Annotated in this window: 16 protein-coding genes; 8 read left to right on the forward strand and 8 right to left on the reverse strand. The window is 37.8% G+C overall.

The genetic code is table 11. The features are described 5' to 3' along the window. Positions 1–28 precede the first annotated feature (28 nt). From ACFQRG_RS14600 to ACFQRG_RS14615, 4 genes are all read right to left on the reverse strand, one after another. Positions 29–613, reverse strand: coding sequence for a TetR/AcrR family transcriptional regulator (locus ACFQRG_RS14600; protein WP_380967278.1), 585 nt, complete (start codon positions 611–613; stop codon positions 29–31). Between the two features lie 300 nt (positions 614–913). Continuing rightward, the gene (gene hutI / locus ACFQRG_RS14605) at positions 914–2,209 is read right to left on the reverse strand and encodes an imidazolonepropionase (protein ID WP_380967280.1); all 1,296 of its coding nucleotides are present in this window, start codon (positions 2,207–2,209) and stop codon (positions 914–916) included. 72 nt (positions 2,210–2,281) lie between these two features. Then, entirely contained in the window at positions 2,282–3,940 is a 1,659-nt protein-coding gene (hutU, locus tag ACFQRG_RS14610) for a urocanate hydratase (RefSeq protein ID WP_380967281.1), read from the reverse strand. A gap of 50 nt (positions 3,941–3,990) precedes the next feature. Further along, on the reverse strand, positions 3,991–5,361 hold the full coding sequence (locus ACFQRG_RS14615) for a purine-cytosine permease family protein (RefSeq protein WP_380967283.1): 1,371 nt from the start codon (positions 5,359–5,361) through the stop codon (positions 3,991–3,993). Between the two features lie 826 nt (positions 5,362–6,187). Here ACFQRG_RS14615 and ACFQRG_RS14620 point away from each other — a divergent pair. After that, positions 6,188–6,292 carry a YjcZ family sporulation protein gene (locus ACFQRG_RS14620; RefSeq protein WP_380967285.1) on the forward strand — a complete coding sequence of 35 codons (105 nt, stop codon included), beginning with the start codon at positions 6,188–6,190 and terminating at the stop codon, positions 6,290–6,292. 283 nt (positions 6,293–6,575) lie between these two features. Here the strand turns inward: ACFQRG_RS14620 and ACFQRG_RS14625 are convergent, their stop codons facing one another. Continuing rightward, complete coding sequence (locus ACFQRG_RS14625) at positions 6,576–6,743, reverse strand: YjcZ family sporulation protein (protein WP_380967287.1); 168 nt, start codon at positions 6,741–6,743, stop codon at positions 6,576–6,578. A 97-nt stretch (positions 6,744–6,840) separates the two neighbouring features. Between ACFQRG_RS14625 and ACFQRG_RS14630 the strand changes: the two genes are divergently transcribed. Continuing rightward, positions 6,841–7,086 carry a hypothetical protein gene (locus tag ACFQRG_RS14630; RefSeq protein ID WP_380967289.1) on the forward strand — a complete coding sequence of 82 codons (246 nt, stop codon included), beginning with the start codon at positions 6,841–6,843 and terminating at the stop codon, positions 7,084–7,086. 196 nt (positions 7,087–7,282) lie between these two features. Next, positions 7,283–7,699, forward strand: coding sequence for an SgcJ/EcaC family oxidoreductase (locus ACFQRG_RS14635; protein WP_380967291.1), 417 nt, complete (start codon positions 7,283–7,285; stop codon positions 7,697–7,699). 451 nt (positions 7,700–8,150) lie between these two features. On the opposite strand, the gene ACFQRG_RS14640 is transcribed toward ACFQRG_RS14635, so the two are convergent. Together ACFQRG_RS14640 and ACFQRG_RS14645 are read right to left on the reverse strand one after the other, a co-directional pair. Continuing rightward, the gene (locus ACFQRG_RS14640; RefSeq protein ID WP_380967481.1) at positions 8,151–9,596 is read right to left on the reverse strand and encodes a multicopper oxidase family protein; all 1,446 of its coding nucleotides are present in this window, start codon (positions 9,594–9,596) and stop codon (positions 8,151–8,153) included. Between the two features lie 223 nt (positions 9,597–9,819). Then, complete coding sequence (locus ACFQRG_RS14645; protein WP_380967292.1) at positions 9,820–10,416, reverse strand: class I SAM-dependent methyltransferase; 597 nt, start codon at positions 10,414–10,416, stop codon at positions 9,820–9,822. Between the two features lie 294 nt (positions 10,417–10,710). On the opposite strand from ACFQRG_RS14645, the gene ACFQRG_RS14650 reads away from it, so the two are divergent. The 5 genes from ACFQRG_RS14650 (at position 10,711) to ACFQRG_RS14670 (ending at position 15,670) form a co-directional block, all read left to right on the forward strand. After that, entirely contained in the window at positions 10,711–11,016 is a 306-nt protein-coding gene (locus ACFQRG_RS14650; RefSeq protein ID WP_380967293.1) for a metal-sensing transcriptional repressor, read from the forward strand. 146 nt (positions 11,017–11,162) lie between these two features. Next, complete coding sequence (locus ACFQRG_RS14655; RefSeq protein ID WP_380967294.1) at positions 11,163–11,951, forward strand: DUF4396 domain-containing protein; 789 nt, start codon at positions 11,163–11,165, stop codon at positions 11,949–11,951. A gap of 261 nt (positions 11,952–12,212) precedes the next feature. Then, positions 12,213–12,419 (forward strand): copper chaperone CopZ, encoded by a 207-nt coding sequence (gene copZ, locus ACFQRG_RS14660; protein ID WP_380967295.1) that lies wholly within the window; start codon positions 12,213–12,215, stop codon positions 12,417–12,419. Positions 12,420–12,506: 87 nt separating this feature from the next. After that, the gene (locus tag ACFQRG_RS14665; protein ID WP_380967297.1) at positions 12,507–14,921 is read left to right on the forward strand and encodes a heavy metal translocating P-type ATPase; all 2,415 of its coding nucleotides are present in this window, start codon (positions 12,507–12,509) and stop codon (positions 14,919–14,921) included. 119 nt (positions 14,922–15,040) lie between these two features. Then, positions 15,041–15,670, forward strand: a complete 630-nt coding sequence (locus ACFQRG_RS14670; protein ID WP_380967299.1) for a nitrite reductase — start codon at positions 15,041–15,043, stop codon at positions 15,668–15,670. 288 nt (positions 15,671–15,958) lie between these two features. Here the strand turns inward: ACFQRG_RS14670 and ACFQRG_RS14675 are convergent, their stop codons facing one another. After that, on the reverse strand, positions 15,959–16,921 hold the full coding sequence (locus ACFQRG_RS14675) for an FTR1 family iron permease (protein WP_380967301.1): 963 nt from the start codon (positions 16,919–16,921) through the stop codon (positions 15,959–15,961). Between the last annotated feature and the right edge of the window lie 52 nt (positions 16,922–16,973).

Here is a 16,973-nt window from a genome sequence, read left to right on the forward strand (position 1 = left end):
TTTAGTACAAAGCAGTCAACAACTCATTTTATTTTGGCCCGTTTTCCTTTTGAACAGTGATACCGTTTAAGATCATTTCTACGTAAATCATAGCAACCTTTTCATCGGGAACACGTCCTTCAGGATCGAACCAAAAATAACTCCAATTACACATACCCAGTATGCCAAGTGTCACAATATCTGCCGGAAGGTCACTTCTAAATTCTCTTTGACTAATCCCCGATTTAATGAGATCTTCTAAATGATGTTGAAACAGCGATCGTTTTTTTACAATCTTATCCATTTGCTCTTCATTTAAATGACGGATTTCTCTAAAAAAGATGAGTGCATCCCAACCGTGCTTTTCAATATTTTTTATTAACATTCTAACAATATCGAAAACTTTTGTTTTGCAGCTTTTACTTTGATCGGACAAAATTTCTTCTTGCCGGGATAATAAATAATTGATAAAAGTTAAATGAATGTCCATTAACAACTGCTGCTTAGACTCGAAATAATAGTAAAACGTCCCCTTTGTAACGCCGAGGCTGTCGACAATATCCTGGATTGATGTTTCGTTAAAACCCTTTTCACCAAATAATTCGATACTTTTTTCTGTAATCTTATCTTTCATTTTCATCTCTCATTTACCTCTAATTCTTCGATGTACTAACCAGTTGGTATTTAGTTATTATTATATTACATTTATTCTGTCAATCCAAGTTTCATTTGTCCCGGTGTAACCGTCCGTAAGACTCCCGCCTCAAAACTTGAGCTTAAGCGCTGAAGTTTAGGCGGGAGATAACGGACCCTAACACCCCGATAAGTTCAACTAACTCTCAGCGGGGATGAACCAACCCCCCACTGAGGGAAGTTTCACTTTATTACGATATGATAGGAAAAAGCAGCATAAATAACATGCTGCTTTAAAAAGCTATTCTCCAATTGATATTGATGTATGATGTTTGCCTTTAATTTCAGCTCTCTCATACACTTTTTCTCCGGCTTTAAATACCTTTTGAACGTGATTAACGCCGTAATGGTAAGGGATATAGAGATAGTTTGGCGCATCCCAAATGACAATGTCCGCTTTTCTTCCCGCAGCAATTTTCCCTGCTGAATCCCCGCGATTGATCGCATATGCGGAATTGACAGTAACTGCATTCCAAATTTCTTCTGGCGTCATTTTTAAGTTTAGCGCTGCTAAGCTCATGATCATTTGCAGATTTTCCGTTACTGAGCTGCCTGGGTTAAAGTCAGTTGACAAGGCAACAGCAACACCTGATTCAATCATTTTTCTGGCGCGTGCGTGTTTTCCCTTACATAAATAGAATGATGTTCCCGGAAGCAGCACAGCTATAACACCTTCTTCAGCTAAACGTCTAATCCCTTTATCAGATGCACCGACAAGATGGTCACCTGTAATCGCTCCGACATCAGCAGCCAATTCTGCTCCGCCCAGCGGATCAATTTCATCGGCATGGATTTTCACTTGAAAGCCGGCTTCTTTCGCTTTCTCTAAATATGCACGCGATTGTTCAACGGAAAAGACACCCGTCTCACAAAAGATATCGACAAACTCAGCCAGCTCTTTCTCTTTTATTTCGGGAAGCATATCTATCATTTCGTCTAAAAATCTTTCAGGATTGTCTTTAAGTTCTTCCGGAATAGCATGTGCCCCCAAAAATGTTGAGACAATGTCCATTGATGTTAGATTTTTGACATGCTTAACAACCTGCATTTGTTTCATTTCTGTATCATAATCAAGCCCATATCCGCTTTTAGCTTCCATTGTTGTAATGCCGTAAGACATCATCCGGTCAAGATGAAACATGGCTTTTTCGACTAAGTCTTTAAATGGCGTCTCACGGGTTGCCCTGACAGTCGAAAGAATGCCGCCGCCTTTTTCCAAAATTTCAAGATATGGGACACCTTGCTGCTTAAGCGCCATTTCATGTTCGCGGGACCCGCCAAACACTAGATGAGTATGGGGCTCTACAAGGCCTGGAGACACTAATTTCCCACCGCAGTCAATTTTTTCATCAGCATCTATATCAGCTAATTCTTCTTGTTTTCCGACCTTTAAAACTTTGCCGTCTTTAACTGCAACAGCGGCATTTTCAATGACAGGAAGCTTTTGCATATCGTTGCCTTTAACAGGCCCGTCACTGCCGTTGTCCATCGTTAATAATTGCCCTATGTTATAAAATAAAAGATCCGCTTGTGCCATTCTCTCTCACTCCTCTGTCGTATTTCACAATACAGTATTTTCGGCGCAGCAAATTTACTGCGCCGAAATATTTTATTTTAGAAATGGAATGTGTACGCCTTTTTCTTTCGCTGTTTTGATAGCAAGATCGTATCCTGCATCTGCATGGCGGACAACGCCCATGCCAGGGTCAGATGTTAATACACGTTCCAGTCTTTCTCCCGCTTCTTTTGTACCGTCAGCTACGATAACCATACCGGCATGCATCGAATAGCCCATGCCAACACCGCCGCCATGATGAAGCGATACCCAGCTTGCACCGTTCACTGCGTTAATCATGGCATTTAAGAGCGGCCAGTCGGCAATCGCATCACTGCCGTCTTTCATCGCTTCTGTTTCACGGTTTGGTGAAGCAACTGAACCGCAATCAAGGTGGTCACGGCCGATAACAATTGGTGCAGAAAGTTCGCCGGAAGCAACCATTTCATTAATAATGCGTCCGAATTTTGCTCTTTCACCGTAGCCAAGCCAGCAAATCCGGGAAGGAAGTCCTTGGAAGGCTACTTTTTCACGAGCCATTTTAATCCATTTGCAAAGATGTTTGTTATCTGCAAACTCTCTTAAAATCACTTCATCCGTTTTATAAATGTCTTCAGGATTACCTGAGAGCGCCGCCCAACGGAACGGTCCTTTACCTTCGCAAAACTGCGGACGAATAAATGCCGGTACAAAACCAGGGAAAGCAAATGCGTCTTTAACGCCTTCGTTGTAAGCTTCCTGGCGGATGTTATTCCCATAGTCAAATGTAACCGCACCCGCTTTTTGTAAATCTACCATTGCTTGAACGTGCTTAACAATGCTTGCTCTAGCTTGTTTTATATATTCGTCTGGATTAGATTCACGCAACTTCTTGCCTTCTTCAACTGTTAAACCTTCCGGCAAATAACCGTTAAGCGGATCATGTGCTGATGTTTGGTCAGTGACAAGATCAGGAATTTCACCGCGGCGTACAAGTTCAGGTAAAATTTCAGCAGCATTGCCAAGCAACCCGATAGATAGAGGTTCGCCTTTTGCCATCGCTTGTTTTGCCATGCTAAGCGCTTCATCAAGCGACTCTGCTAACTTATCACAATATCTCGTTTCAATCCGGCGTTCGATTCGTGAGCGGTCACACTCAATCGCAATGACAACACCGTCGTTCAATGTTACTGCCAACGGCTGTGCGCCGCCCATGCCGCCAAGACCAGCCGTTACTGTCAACGTACCTTTTAAGCTGCCGTTAAAATGCTGTCTTGCTGCTTCAGCAAATGTTTCATAGGTTCCTTGAAGAATGCCTTGGCTTCCGATGTAAATCCAGCTTCCAGCTGTCATTTGACCGTACATGATTAATCCTTTTTTATCAAGTTCACGGAAGTTTTCCCAATTAGCCCAAGCCGGTACCAGGTTTGAATTAGCAATTAAAACGCGCGGTGCATTTGGATGAGACTTAAATACGGCGACAGGTTTTCCAGATTGAACTAACATTGTTTCATCATTTTCAAGGTTTTTTAATGTTTCAACGATTTTATGATAAGATTCCCAGTTTCTCGCTGCTTTACCTATGCCGCCGTAAACGACAAGATCTTCTGGTCTTTCAGCAACTTCCGGATCGAGGTTGTTCATAAGCATCCGTAAAACGGCTTCTTGAACCCAACCTTTAGTATTAAGTTTTGTACCATGAGGTGCACGAATAACTTCTTTTACATTTGACATAATATTTTTCCTCCTAAACATTTCACTTTTTATTTGAATTTTGAATTATATTAAGCTGAATGGGTCTTTTTATTACCCTTTTTATAAACTAAACGATTTTTCATAAGGACATAATATAAAACTGCAGGTATAAACAATCCTATAAACCAGGCAATATCAGCCCCATTTAACCATTTGGCAACTATTCCTTCATAAATTTCAGTATTCATAAAAGGGAATTGTAAAACGATACCTAAAACGTAAGAGCCTATCGCAATCCAATTAAATTTTCCATACTCCCCATTCAGGTCGAAAATAGCTTCAATATTATAATTTCCTTTCCGCAGCATATAAAAGTCTATGAGATTAATTGCTGTCCAAGGAACCATAAAATACAATAAGAAGGTTAAAAAGGTCGAATAGTTATTCAAAAAATTGCCTTGCCCCCAAATACTAATCATCGTTCCAACGATGGCTACGATCATAATAAATGTAAAACGGGCTCTTTTAGTAACCTTTAATTTCGCAAAGGCGTCTACGGTCGTGATGACTGACATATAACCGCCATATAGATTCAAAGTATTAATCGCCAAAACACCAAGAACGATAATGACAAAGGTGACGGCAGACAGCCCATGACCTGTCAGATGTCCAAAGTATGCAACCATTTCTCCAGATTGTTTAGGTGCTATAATGGTCGCCAGCGCTCCCAATATCATCATCCAACTCGCGCCGATGACTGAACCTAGGTAGGTGTACCAAAAAGCCTGATTCTTTGAGGTATCCTTCGGTAAATACCTGGAATAGTCAGCCGTATAAGGCGCAAATGTCATTTGCCATGTCACCATAACGGACATAACGAGCAGGAATGGTCCTAATGAAAATCCCTGAGAATTGAGATGTTCCGGCATCGGCTGCTGAAATAATCGAATCGATAGATAGATAAATAATATAAAGAACAGCCATCCGACAACTTTTTCAAACTTATGAATAAAGTCATAGCCGCAGGTAACAAGAATGACCGCTAATACGTTCACAATAACGATACATATGGTTTGCGGCATATGAAATGCAGCGGAAAGCGCCTGCGCTCCAAGAACGGTACTTGTTGAAAAAAAGCCAAGATACATGACAACTACTAAAACAAGCGGAAGGATCGCTCCAATAACACCAAACTGCGCCCGGCTTTGAATCATTTGCGGTATTCCTAATTTCGGCCCTTGCGCGGAATGTGATGCCATAAAGAAACCGCCAATGGCATTCCCTAAAACAATGGCTAAAATGGCATACCATATATTTAAGCCTAGTGTAATGGCCAATGCTCCGGTTACAACAGTTGTAATTTGGGCATTTGCCGAGAACCAAATGGAAAACAGGTTACGGACGCTGCCGTGCCGCTCGGAATCGGGAATATAGTCGATGGTGCGCTTCTCAATTTGCATGAATTCCCCTCCTTCTTGACAATCGTAAATGTGAGCGGTTTCAAATTTGGTATTTTATTTTTTACTGTATATGTGTTTAACCCCTTTCCTTACTGATTCCTTAAGATCATCTTGTTTTGATCTTAACTATATTGTAGTTGTTTAAATTCTAAATAAATAGATGATTTATATTTGAATATGAATACAAAAACAAATGAAAAAATCACAAAAATAAAAAGGCAAGGTTCAAAACCTTACTTTTCTTTAGATTTCTTACTTTTTTCTTGTTGCTTGTTTAAATTACTAACTGTGAAATTAAAAATAACCCCTTCCTTCTACAAGTATATGTTGAATTAGAGGAGGTATTTGCCTATGTTGAACGCTCCCTCTTCCATATATTTTCCAGCTATTACGACCTAGTGGTAAACGTGGTATGCGAATTCAAATAAGTTTATTTTTAAAGCGTTTTAATGGTTGGTTAGGAGTGGGCTTTTTTGTGATTGTGGCAAAGATTCATTGCTTCCCTGTCCCATGAATGCAGCAGTTCCAAAGCACCCTTAGTTAAACCTATAACACCAGTAACCACTAAGAGAAGCCGTCCTCTTTTTAACTACACAACATAAATATGACTCACTATTTTCGGATCAATGGTGGTCGATAAGGCTTTCTCCTTACAAGCACTCTAAGGGACAGTTCTACTATTGCTTTGCGCTGTGCTATTTGTGCATGGCGTTTCGTTTGTTTCTATATTGTATATTTTGGGTTCGACACTAGAAGAATGTCCATATCGGTGTTTAGTAAAATTTCATAGTTATATACTATATCTTCAAAAAAAGGGGGTAGTACTATGGGTGGTTACGGCTATGGTGGATACGGAATGGGCGCAGGATTTGCGTTAATCGTTGTTTTATTTATTTTGTTAATTATTGTTGGTGCTGCTTGGGTTTGGTAAAAAAAATAGTGTAGCCATAAATTTTTAGCTTCCCAAGGCAAATCCGCTAAGATGAGCAATTCTCAAAAACATAAAAAGCCTTTAGAAAAGAAGGTTATGAGATGATTTCACACCTTTATCATTTATCGGTTGTTCATTTTCTATAGAACATTATTGCTTTTTAGGGTTGCTGCTCTAAAATTCATTCTCCTTTTACTGTTTAAAGCTCTGCTAATAAATAGCAGAGCTTTAAAGGTTTAGTTCAAGATAACAATGGTTGTTTTCCTGTTTTCCTTCAAAATTATTACCAAAAGAAAAATGGGAAAAATGGAAAAAAGAACGGAAAGAATATAGGATCTCCATCTATATTTCCATTTCTAGTATAGCTAACTGCTCCTACGATAATTAGCAGGATAAACAATACTACGATCAGAGCAAATCCAAATCCACCGTTGGTTTTTGCATCACTCATTTTCTCCCCTCCTTTATTATAAATTATGAAGTTAACCTTATGTAAGATGTGGATAAAGGACAGGGGCTATTTAACTCAAAAACAGAGGTAATCTAAAATGACTATTAATATAGGTTTTGGGACAATCAATGTAAATGCACAGACTCGTGATGGCGCTGTTTCTGTAGGGGAAAATAATCAATCAGGGTGGTCAAACCACGGTAAAAATAATTTTGGTAACGGGTTAATTGTAGGTATAAACTGTATTACAAATAACATAAGCAATATAATAGATAATGATATCGTTGACGATCCTATAAATGATCAAGATTTTATACCTAGCAATCAAAGCCAAACTTTGTAAGAAGAGTACTTTTGACTACAACAATCGCTTAAAAATAACTTCAGTCTGGGGTCGGATTTACAACGCTTAAGCGATCTAGATACAAAAATAGCCGGTATAAGTAAACAATAATATGCATTTACTTAATAAATATACTTTTTACAAAGATGTAAATGCGATCACATATCAAAATATTGTTCAGAAAGGAATTGATAAGATGGTTAAAGAAAAAGATACGGTTGCTTTGAAAGCCCTTTTTAAAAATTTAGCAGAAGCCTGGAATAACGCCGATGGGGAAGCTTATGGCCAATGCTTTACAAACGATGCAGATTATGTGACCTTTAACGGGACGCATTTAAAAGGTCGGAAAGAGATAGCTAAAGTTCATCAATGGCTTTTTAATGGTCCTTTAAATGGTAGTAAAATGTCATACGACGGAATGCATGATTTTAGCCCCCGTTATATCACACCCGATGTGGCCATTATTCATGGTAAGGGTGAAGTATCATTGCCAGAAAGCCAAGATCCCGGTGATCGATTGTCAATCAATACGAATGTCGTTGTCAAAGAAGGAGGAAAATGGTTCATTACAGCATTTCATAACTGCCGTGTTCAATCGTTTCAAAAGTCTTAAATAAAAAACAATAATCTAGTAAAAAATGGCTTTGCGTATATTTCCCGTGAAAAATCACTTCTGCATTTATGGTTCTATTTCACTTAGTTTAAGATTTTAATAGTTTTGTACTAGCATAAACCATCTTACAAGAACATAAAAGCTGATTCTCCCTTTTATATCGAACAACACCCTATAATAATAAGTCATCAGAAGGCATACGAATAAACAAGCTGTTTTTATTAGTTAAAGGTAAGGAGAAATTGCTCTATGGGGCATATGATTATATACAAACCAAAATTATGGGGTGGTCTGTTAACTATAACCATCATAAGATAACCCAAAGAAAAAGCACATCCTAACATTTTTTACTATAAGAATTCATAAATGTATTTCATCTAACAATCTAACAGAGGAGATCTAAAATAAGGGGTGCCTTCAAAAGCTGGACTTTCGGGCACCCTCTATTTAACTATGAAACTTTGATTTGACCCATCATTCCATTATCTTCATGCTCCAGGGTATGGCAATGATACATATAAATACCCTTGTGATTAAATTTAACAGCAATTTTTACTTTTTGTCCGGGTTCTAATGAGATTGTATCTTTATAGCCTTGCATCTCTTCCAGAGGCGTTTTGCCGTCTACAGAAATCACTTTAAATTGCGTGCCGTGAATATGAAAAGTATGTTCCATTCCTCCCATAGCATCTTTTTTATTTTCAATTTCCCAAATTTCGGTTTTATTTACTTTTTGATTAAAATCTATTCTATTTTTATCAAATTTCTTGCCATTAATCGTTACATCTTTACCCATGCCAGCTAATACAACTTTTTTTGTTATCTTCATTTCTTTTTCTTTTGGAGAAACATGGATATTATTTAAACTTAGATTACTTATTTTGTCATCAGATTTCTTAGTTCCCTTATTACTATTAATTAAATGAATCGGCAATATCACTTTTCCATCTTCATTAATAAGATTGACTTTATTCCCTTTAACTTTTGAAAAGTCAACAAGTATTTCATTTCTTTCAGACGGCGCTGTTTGAATCTCTGAAACTTTATCCGGTTTATTTAAATACCCGCCATCTGATGCAATATGTTCGAACTTCATCCCGTTATCAAATTTTAATTTATAGACCCTCGCATTCGAAGCATCTAAGATTCGTAATCGAACCAATTCTTTTTTAAAAGTAAACTTTGGATCGACTTTCCCATTAACTAAAACTGTATGACCTGTTGTACCATCATCATTCTTTACTTTCTTATAATCTAATTGTTTATTAGAATCAAAGGATTTATCTTGGATAATTAAAGGAAAATCGTTCACACCATATTCATGCGGCAGTTTTTTGGCATTATTATTATTGTCTTCAATATAAATTAACCCTGCCAAACCCTTATAGACTTGTTCCGCTGTATGAGGCGATGGATGAGGATGGAACCATAACGTAGCTGCTTCTTGATTGACTTTAAATGAAATGGTTTTTTCTTCGCCTGGTTTTAGCACTTGCTCAGGACCGCCGTCAACATCTCCTGGGATCTCTAACCCATGAAAATGGAAAGTTGTATCTTCATTTAAATGATTGACTAAATTAATTGTCACATGTTGACCATTTTTTAATTTCACAACAGGACCCAATAAATTACCATTGTAACCGAAAGTATTTGACTTATGGCCCGGATAAAATTCCGTCTTACCTTGTTGTGCGGTTATCGTATAACTGACATTATTTCCATTAACAGAAGCCGGTTTTAATATTTCCGGGAAGGTTATTTCATTTTTCCCTTTTGAAGAATTTAATGGTACGATATTGTCGTGTCCCATATTTTTGATATCATCTTTACTCATTTTCGAGTGATCCATGTTTTTCATGGCTTCTTTACTCATTTTCGAGTGATCCATGTCTTTCATATCTTCCTTATTACCACAAGCGACCAAGAATAATGCAGTTAATAATAAAATGCCAATGGTTAAAATCTTTTTCATTTCATACCATCCTTTCAACCGTATTTTTGATGTAAAGCAACACCGAATCCGAGAATTATTGTCATTATGGATATTACCGCATGGGTCTGAACAGTGCAGCCAAAATAGTGAATAAATCTTTATACATATACTTCAAATTCCATTTTTCTTATAATCCCCTCTTTTCCGCAATGGTTACTGCAAATAATCCTTTAAAATAGTATTTTGTTAATAATAAATGGAACAAATTTTGTCCCTTTAATAGATTAAGAGTCTGTCGGTTCAAGCAACAGCCATCACAAACTTTCTTCCATGCAGGTGTTAAAAAGTCTTGAAGTCTTGCAAGCATTGGCTGCTGCATTCTAATATGTTCAAGCATTAATAACCGGCCGCCGGGTTTTAATACCCTATAAATTTCTTGAAAAGCCTTCTCCGGGGGTATTGTACAAAACACAAGTGTTGCAGTGACAGTATCAAATGCACAGTCTTGAAAAGGCAACATTTCCGCTTTTTGTTGACACGTTTCGATAGGCACTTTAGCATTCTGCATGTTTGATGCAGCCAGTTTTATCATCTTTGGATTCGGTTCCAAGGCGATCACTTTTTCAGCGTGCCTGTATAAAGGAAAATTAACACCGGTACCCGCGCCAATTTCTAAAACTTTTCCCCTTGCATGTTCAAGTAAATCTTTTCTAATAGATTTCAATTTACCTTTTTCAAGGGGAGCCATTAGCTTATCATAAATATGAGGAAATAAATTGTTCAATCTTTATTCCTCCTTTTGGTTTAAATTTTATTTTTAAATGTTGGTAAGATTTATGTAAGCTTTTATCCATTATACTATCCCTGGGTAGTATATACAAACTGTTTTTTAATTCCAAGTTTTATGTGGAATCTTTTATCTTTCTTAAATAAGATATTGGTAAGTATTAAAATACCTTTTAGGAAAGGTGAAAAAAGTCAATATATTTGGTACGCTAATAATGCTTATATTTCATAAAGAGCAATATACCCTAAATTAGTTTTACTTATAAATTTTTTAATTAAAGGGGTTATGTTAATGGAAGAGAAAAATACGGATAAAAAACCCGTTGAGCCAAGAAGCAATAAGGAGAAGGAACAGATTATTAACCGGTTAAAAAGAATAGAAGGACAAGTTCGGGGCATTCAAAATATGGTTGAAAATGACCGGTATTGCATGGATATTCTGATTCAGCTTTCAGCGATTCAGGCAGCCATAAAAAAAGTGGGTTATACTGTGATGGAGCGGCATACGAAAAAATGTGTAGCCCATTCTATAAAAAATGGTGATGGCGAGGGTATGATTGAAGAGCTCCTTGAAATCATCAAACAATATTCTAAATAACAAGTGAGTGTTGGGAGATCCCAATACTTTTTTTTATAAAAATTAATGGTCGTTGAAAAAATAGGATTAGAAAATGTTTTATACAAAACGAAATCGGGTATCACATACCTTACAGGGGTATAATATAAATAAAAAGGAGTGATAATATGACTTGGATTGTAGTAATTTCTTATTTAAGTATTATCATCGGGATTTTACAAGGCATCATTATTACGGTTGATATCATTCGGTACCCACAAAAAATGATGCCAATCATGAATATTGTTTGGCCGCTGACTGGCCTATATTTCCCTATCGTCGGATTTTGCGCTTATTACAAGCTTGGACGAAATAAGGATCCTATGCAAATGGATATGGGAGACATGAATATGGAAGCCAGCATGGAAATGGAAATGGATATGAACATGGACCATGGCAGCCACCATATGGAACATCATCATGAACATATGCAACACGACCATAGCCATATGCACCATCATCATGGAAATAAGCCTTTTTGGCAAAGCGTTTTTGTGTCTACTACACATTGCAGCAGCGGCTGCTCAATTGGGGATTTAATAGGTGCACCAATTGTGTTTGCATTAGGATGGACGATCGCTGGCAGTATGATGCTTGCTGATTATGTCATTGAATTTATATTGGCGTATATCTTTGGACTTCTCTTTCAATATTATGGAATGGGATTTGAAAAACACGACCACCCGGGTGAAGCTTTAAAAGATGCAGTAAAAGCTGATACTCTTTCACTCATTGCTTTCGAAATCGGAATGTTTGGCTGGATGGCAATCACTAATTACGTCCTTTTTACGTCAATGCCTGAGCCTACCTCTGTAGTTTTTTGGTTTATGATGCAAATTGCTATGATGATTGGCTTTTGCACGAGTTACCCTGTTAACTGGTATCTTGTCAAAAAGGGCGTTAAGCACGCAATGTGATTAGGTTATAAAAAGCCCCTCTTCCCTTTTCCTTAACCGTTTATCATAGTAAAAACCATGACTGTTATTTTGATATCCAAAAAATTTTAAGTTGACATTACCCTATGGGGGTATGGTATAATGAAGCCGAACCGGAAGGATAGTTGAGATTTTGTTGATAAAATGCGTTTTTGAAAAACAAATATTGAAAAGAAATAAATCGAATCAGTTATTCATTCCGGGTAGAGTAATATCAAATGGATTAATAAGGAGGTCATTCAAATGAGTGATAAAACATTAAAAGTACAAGGCATGTCTTGCGGACATTGTGTTAATGCCATTGAGGGAAGTGTAGGAAAACTCAATGGCGTTAAATCGGTTGAAGTTCATTTAGATAAAGGTGAAGTAGATGTTACATTTGATCCGGAAACGGTAAGCTTAAGAGAAATTACGGATACCATTGAAGATCAAGGCTATGATGTAGCCTAAAAACGAAGGTCGTGCTATCTTTAGCACGATCTCCTTTTCACTAAATTATATACCCCTATATGGTATATTGAGAGGAGAGAAATCATAATGAGTACACAAAAAGAAGTAAACCTGCAAATTCAAGGGATGACCTGTGCAGCCTGTGCCAACAGGATTGAGAAAGGTTTGAAAAAAATCGAAGGTGTAGACGACGCCAATGTCAACTTTGCCCTCGAAAAATCAAAGGTTTTATACGACCCGAGCGTAACAGATGTAAAGAATTTCGAAGAAAAAATCCAATCGCTTGGATATAAAGTCGTTAGAGATAAAACAGAATTTAACGTGATCGGCATGACTTGTGCAGCTTGCGCCAACAGGATTGAGAAAAAGCTGAATCGACTGGAGGGTGTTTCCCAGGCCAATGTGAACTTTGCACTGGAATCGGCTGCCGTTGAATACGATCCGAAAGAGATTTCGATTCCCGATATGAAAGAAGCAATTAACAAGCTAGGGTATCAATTAAAGAAAAAATCGGATCAAGGTTCAAGTGCGTCCGACATTCGTCAAAAGGAAATTAAAAAACAAACGATCAAATTTATTGCTTCTGTCATACTAGCGTTACCACTGTTATGGTCGATGGTTAGTCACTTTGAATTTTTGTCATTCATATGGCTGCCGAAACTGTTCATGAATCCGTGGTTCCAATTTGCATTAGCCACACCAATCCAATTCATCATTGGTAGACAGTTTTATGCAGGAGCTTATAAAGCGCTTAGAAATAAAAGTGCTAACATGGATGTCCTGGTTGCTATGGGTACATCAGCCGCCTACTTCTACAGTTTGTATTTAAGCATCAAATCTATTGGCGGACACGGGCATCCTGTGCTTTACTTTGAGACTAGTGCTGTTCTAATTACGCTTATTTTACTTGGCAAACTGTTTGAAGTAAAAGCCAAAGGAAGATCATCTGAAGCCATCAAAAAATTGATGGGTCTTCAGGCTAAAAATGCAACAGTTGTTCGTGATGGCCGAGAAATGGTCATTCCGGTGGCAGAAGTTCTTGAGGGCGATATTGTTTATGTGAAACCGGGTGAAAAAGTTCCAGTAGACGGCGTAATTGTCGAGGGCCAATCGGCTCTGGATGAATCAATGTTAACAGGTGAAAGTATTCCGGTTGATAAAACCATCGGTGACAATGTCATCGGAGCGACGATTAATAAAAATGGTTTTTTAAAGGTAAAAGCTACGAAGGTTGGTAAAGATACGGCACTGTCCCAAATTATTAAAGTGGTTGAAGAAGCGCAAGGATCAAAAGCACCGATTCAACGACTGGCTGACCGCATTTCCGGTGTATTTGTACCAATTGTTGTTGGATTAGCGCTTCTGTCTTTTGTTATTTGGTATACGCTCGTTGCACCGGGGGATTTTGCAGCAGCACTTGAAAAATTCATTGCCGTACTTGTCATTGCATGTCCTTGTGCACTTGGATTGGCTACGCCAACTTCAATTATGGCAGGATCAGGACGTTCAGCCGAATTTGGTATCTTGTTTAAAGGCGGCGAACATCTTGAACAAACACACCTGATTGATACCATCATTTTAGATAAAACCGGGACCGTGACAAACGGCACACCAAAACTGACAGACGTTTCAACGAATTGGAACGAAGCTGATCTTCTAAAACTTGTCGGATCTGCCGAAAAACAGTCTGAGCACCCATTGGCCCAGGCTATTGTAGAAGGGATTCAAGATTTAGGCATTGAACTAAAGAACGCTGAATCCTTTGAAGCTATTCCTGGCCATGGCATTCAAGCAAAAGTTGAAGGTCGATTGTTGCACATTGGGACCCGTCGTCTGATGAAAAAAGAAAAGATTGATGTCCCTAAGGATTGCTTTGACGATATGGTTTCGTTTGAAAAAACCGGTAAAACAGCCATGCTTGTTGCAGTTGATCATCAGTTTGCCGGAATTGTTGCTGTGGCCGATACGGTTAAAGATACCTCAAAAGAAGCGATTTCCCGTCTGCATGACATGGGATTAGAAGTAGTCATGATTACCGGGGATAATAAACAGACCGCAGAAGCTATCGCCAAACAAGTCGGCATCAAACATACCATTGCAGAAGTTCTGCCTGAAGGAAAAGCTGAAGAAGTTAAAAAACTGCAAAACAAAGGGTACAAAGTAGCGATGGTTGGTGATGGAATAAATGACGCCCCGGCACTTGCAACAGCGGATATTGGTATGGCAATTGGGACAGGAACAGACGTTGCAATGGAAGCTGCGGATATCACATTGATCCGGGGGGATCTGAACAGTATTGCGGATGCGATTATGATGAGTAAGAAAACAATACGAAACATTAAACAAAACCTGTTCTGGGCATTCGCTTACAACAGTGTAGGCGTTCCAATTGCAGCGATCGGCTTATTAGCTCCTTGGCTGGCCGGAGCGGCAATGGCCTTTAGCTCCGTATCTGTTGTCTTAAATGCACTGCGCTTGCAACGAATTAAATTAAAAGCATAGAAAATAAAGGAGGCCAAATTGGCTTCCTCTCCATCTATTTAACTTTAAATTATCACGGCATATTTTTAATTTAGGGAACCTTCTAAACAAATGAAAAGGTGTCAAGGGTGTGAAAATGAATGAATCAAAAAGAAGAAATGGTGAAATTAGCTGTTAATGGCGGTATATCATTTGGTTCAAAATTAAATGCTAAACAGTTATCCGTCATTGCTGAGTACATGAACGATGGTGATGAACTGGAACTGACAACTTTCCAACAACTTTACATCGAAGTACCCGAAAAGAAAGCAGACTTAGTCAAAGAAAAATTTAAGGAAGTAGGCTTGTTTTGCTATCCAGTAGGAAATTTCGTAAAAAATCTAAGAACCTGTAACTTTTGTAAGGGATCAGAAAAAGAAGGTATGCCAGTTGCTATTGAACTAAATAAACGAATAGCAGGAAAACCAGTTCCCTTTACGCTTCGCCCTGCCTATACTGGATGCCCGATTGGATGCGGTGAACCTATGGTCAATGATATCGGCGTAATGAAAGTAAGAAACGGATATAACTTATATATTGGCGGAAAAGCTAAAGGGTTGGATGCCGAAACAGGAACTTTATTTATGGAGCAGCTAATTCCTGAACAACTTTACGAGGTTGTGGAAAAAATTATTGATCTCTACGCTGAACATGGTAAAAAGAGAGAACCTTTCTATAAATTTATTAATCGTTTTGGATTAGAAAACTTAAAAAGTCAAGTAGCTGGATAAATAAATGATTTAAAATATAATATGCTTAATTAACAAAAAGCAAAAAGGATAAATACATTGTACACCGTTTCTACATATTTTAAATCGAGCTGTCATTAGTTATGTTATGCTTAATCCAATTTCAATTTTTATGAAATTCTTTCTATCTTGCAGTATGTTTAACAATATTAACAAAATAGAGAAGGAAGAAACTAACATGTCTACGCATGATGTATTAAAAAACGGAATAAAAAACACGCTTACTTCTTTATTGAAAAGAAAAGCGTGTTTTATTTCGTGTCAATTTTTTTATTTAGCATTCTTAGCAGCAATTTCTTTATGAGGTTTCCATCGACGTACATATTCAGCCCCTACATATGATCCTAGGACAAGTATGGCAGCCAAAGCCTGTGCTGCAAGTCCTTCAACTGTCGGAAATACCGCGAACCACATCCCCATCCATCCAGGTATAGGAATATTTATTTTTGTTGTTGGAATCCACCCGGCCTGTTGCAACTCTTGAGCACTCTCACCTACCATAACGATTAAAACAATCCCTAATAAGACACCTGTGAAAACAAGCATTTTCTTATATGGTAGTTTCTTTTGAGCGATAAATGTAAGGACAGCAACAATTGCAGTTAAAAACAAACCAATTACTGTCCCTTCAAGGACTACCTCTGATCCGGCCTTTAATCGTAAGTCCTGAAGGAAAAGATCGACTTCAAACCCCTCACGATAAATAGCTGAAAAACCAAGCAGAGCTAACCCTATGTATGTTGCTGAACTGCTATTATCGTTTTTCATTAATTCCTTTTTCTTTTTATTATGATGACCAATCCAACCAGTCCAATAAATCTTATGGAAGAACCAGTTCATAACAATAAGAAGAACAACAATAGCTAAAAGTCCTGTTCCAGCTTGAATGTCATATTCTGGTGCCTTTATTGATGAAATAATGGCTACAATTATAAACCAACTAATGATAGTAGCCAAAAAGCCAATTCCCGAACCTGTAAAAATAGGTTTCCAATAAAAATTCTTAGTTCGAATCAGGCCGGCAGTCATTGCAGATAAAACTAAAATAGCTTCCAAACCTTCACGAAAAACAAGTATTCCAGCGTTGACGATAGAAGATACTGAACTCATATTGTGATTGTTCGGTTCCGGTACTCCATTAGATGAAATACCTTGCCAAACAAATATACCAGCAACTAAAAAAATAGCCACAGCTATTAATACGGATTTAATATTTAAAAAACTACGGGCCATTAATATCCCTCCAGAAGAAAAAGTAACTAAAGGCTTCTGTATTTGATAATGA

This window comes from Scopulibacillus cellulosilyticus, from assembly GCF_042665295.1.
GTDB lineage: Bacteria > Bacillota > Bacilli > Bacillales > Sporolactobacillaceae > Scopulibacillus_A > Scopulibacillus_A cellulosilyticus.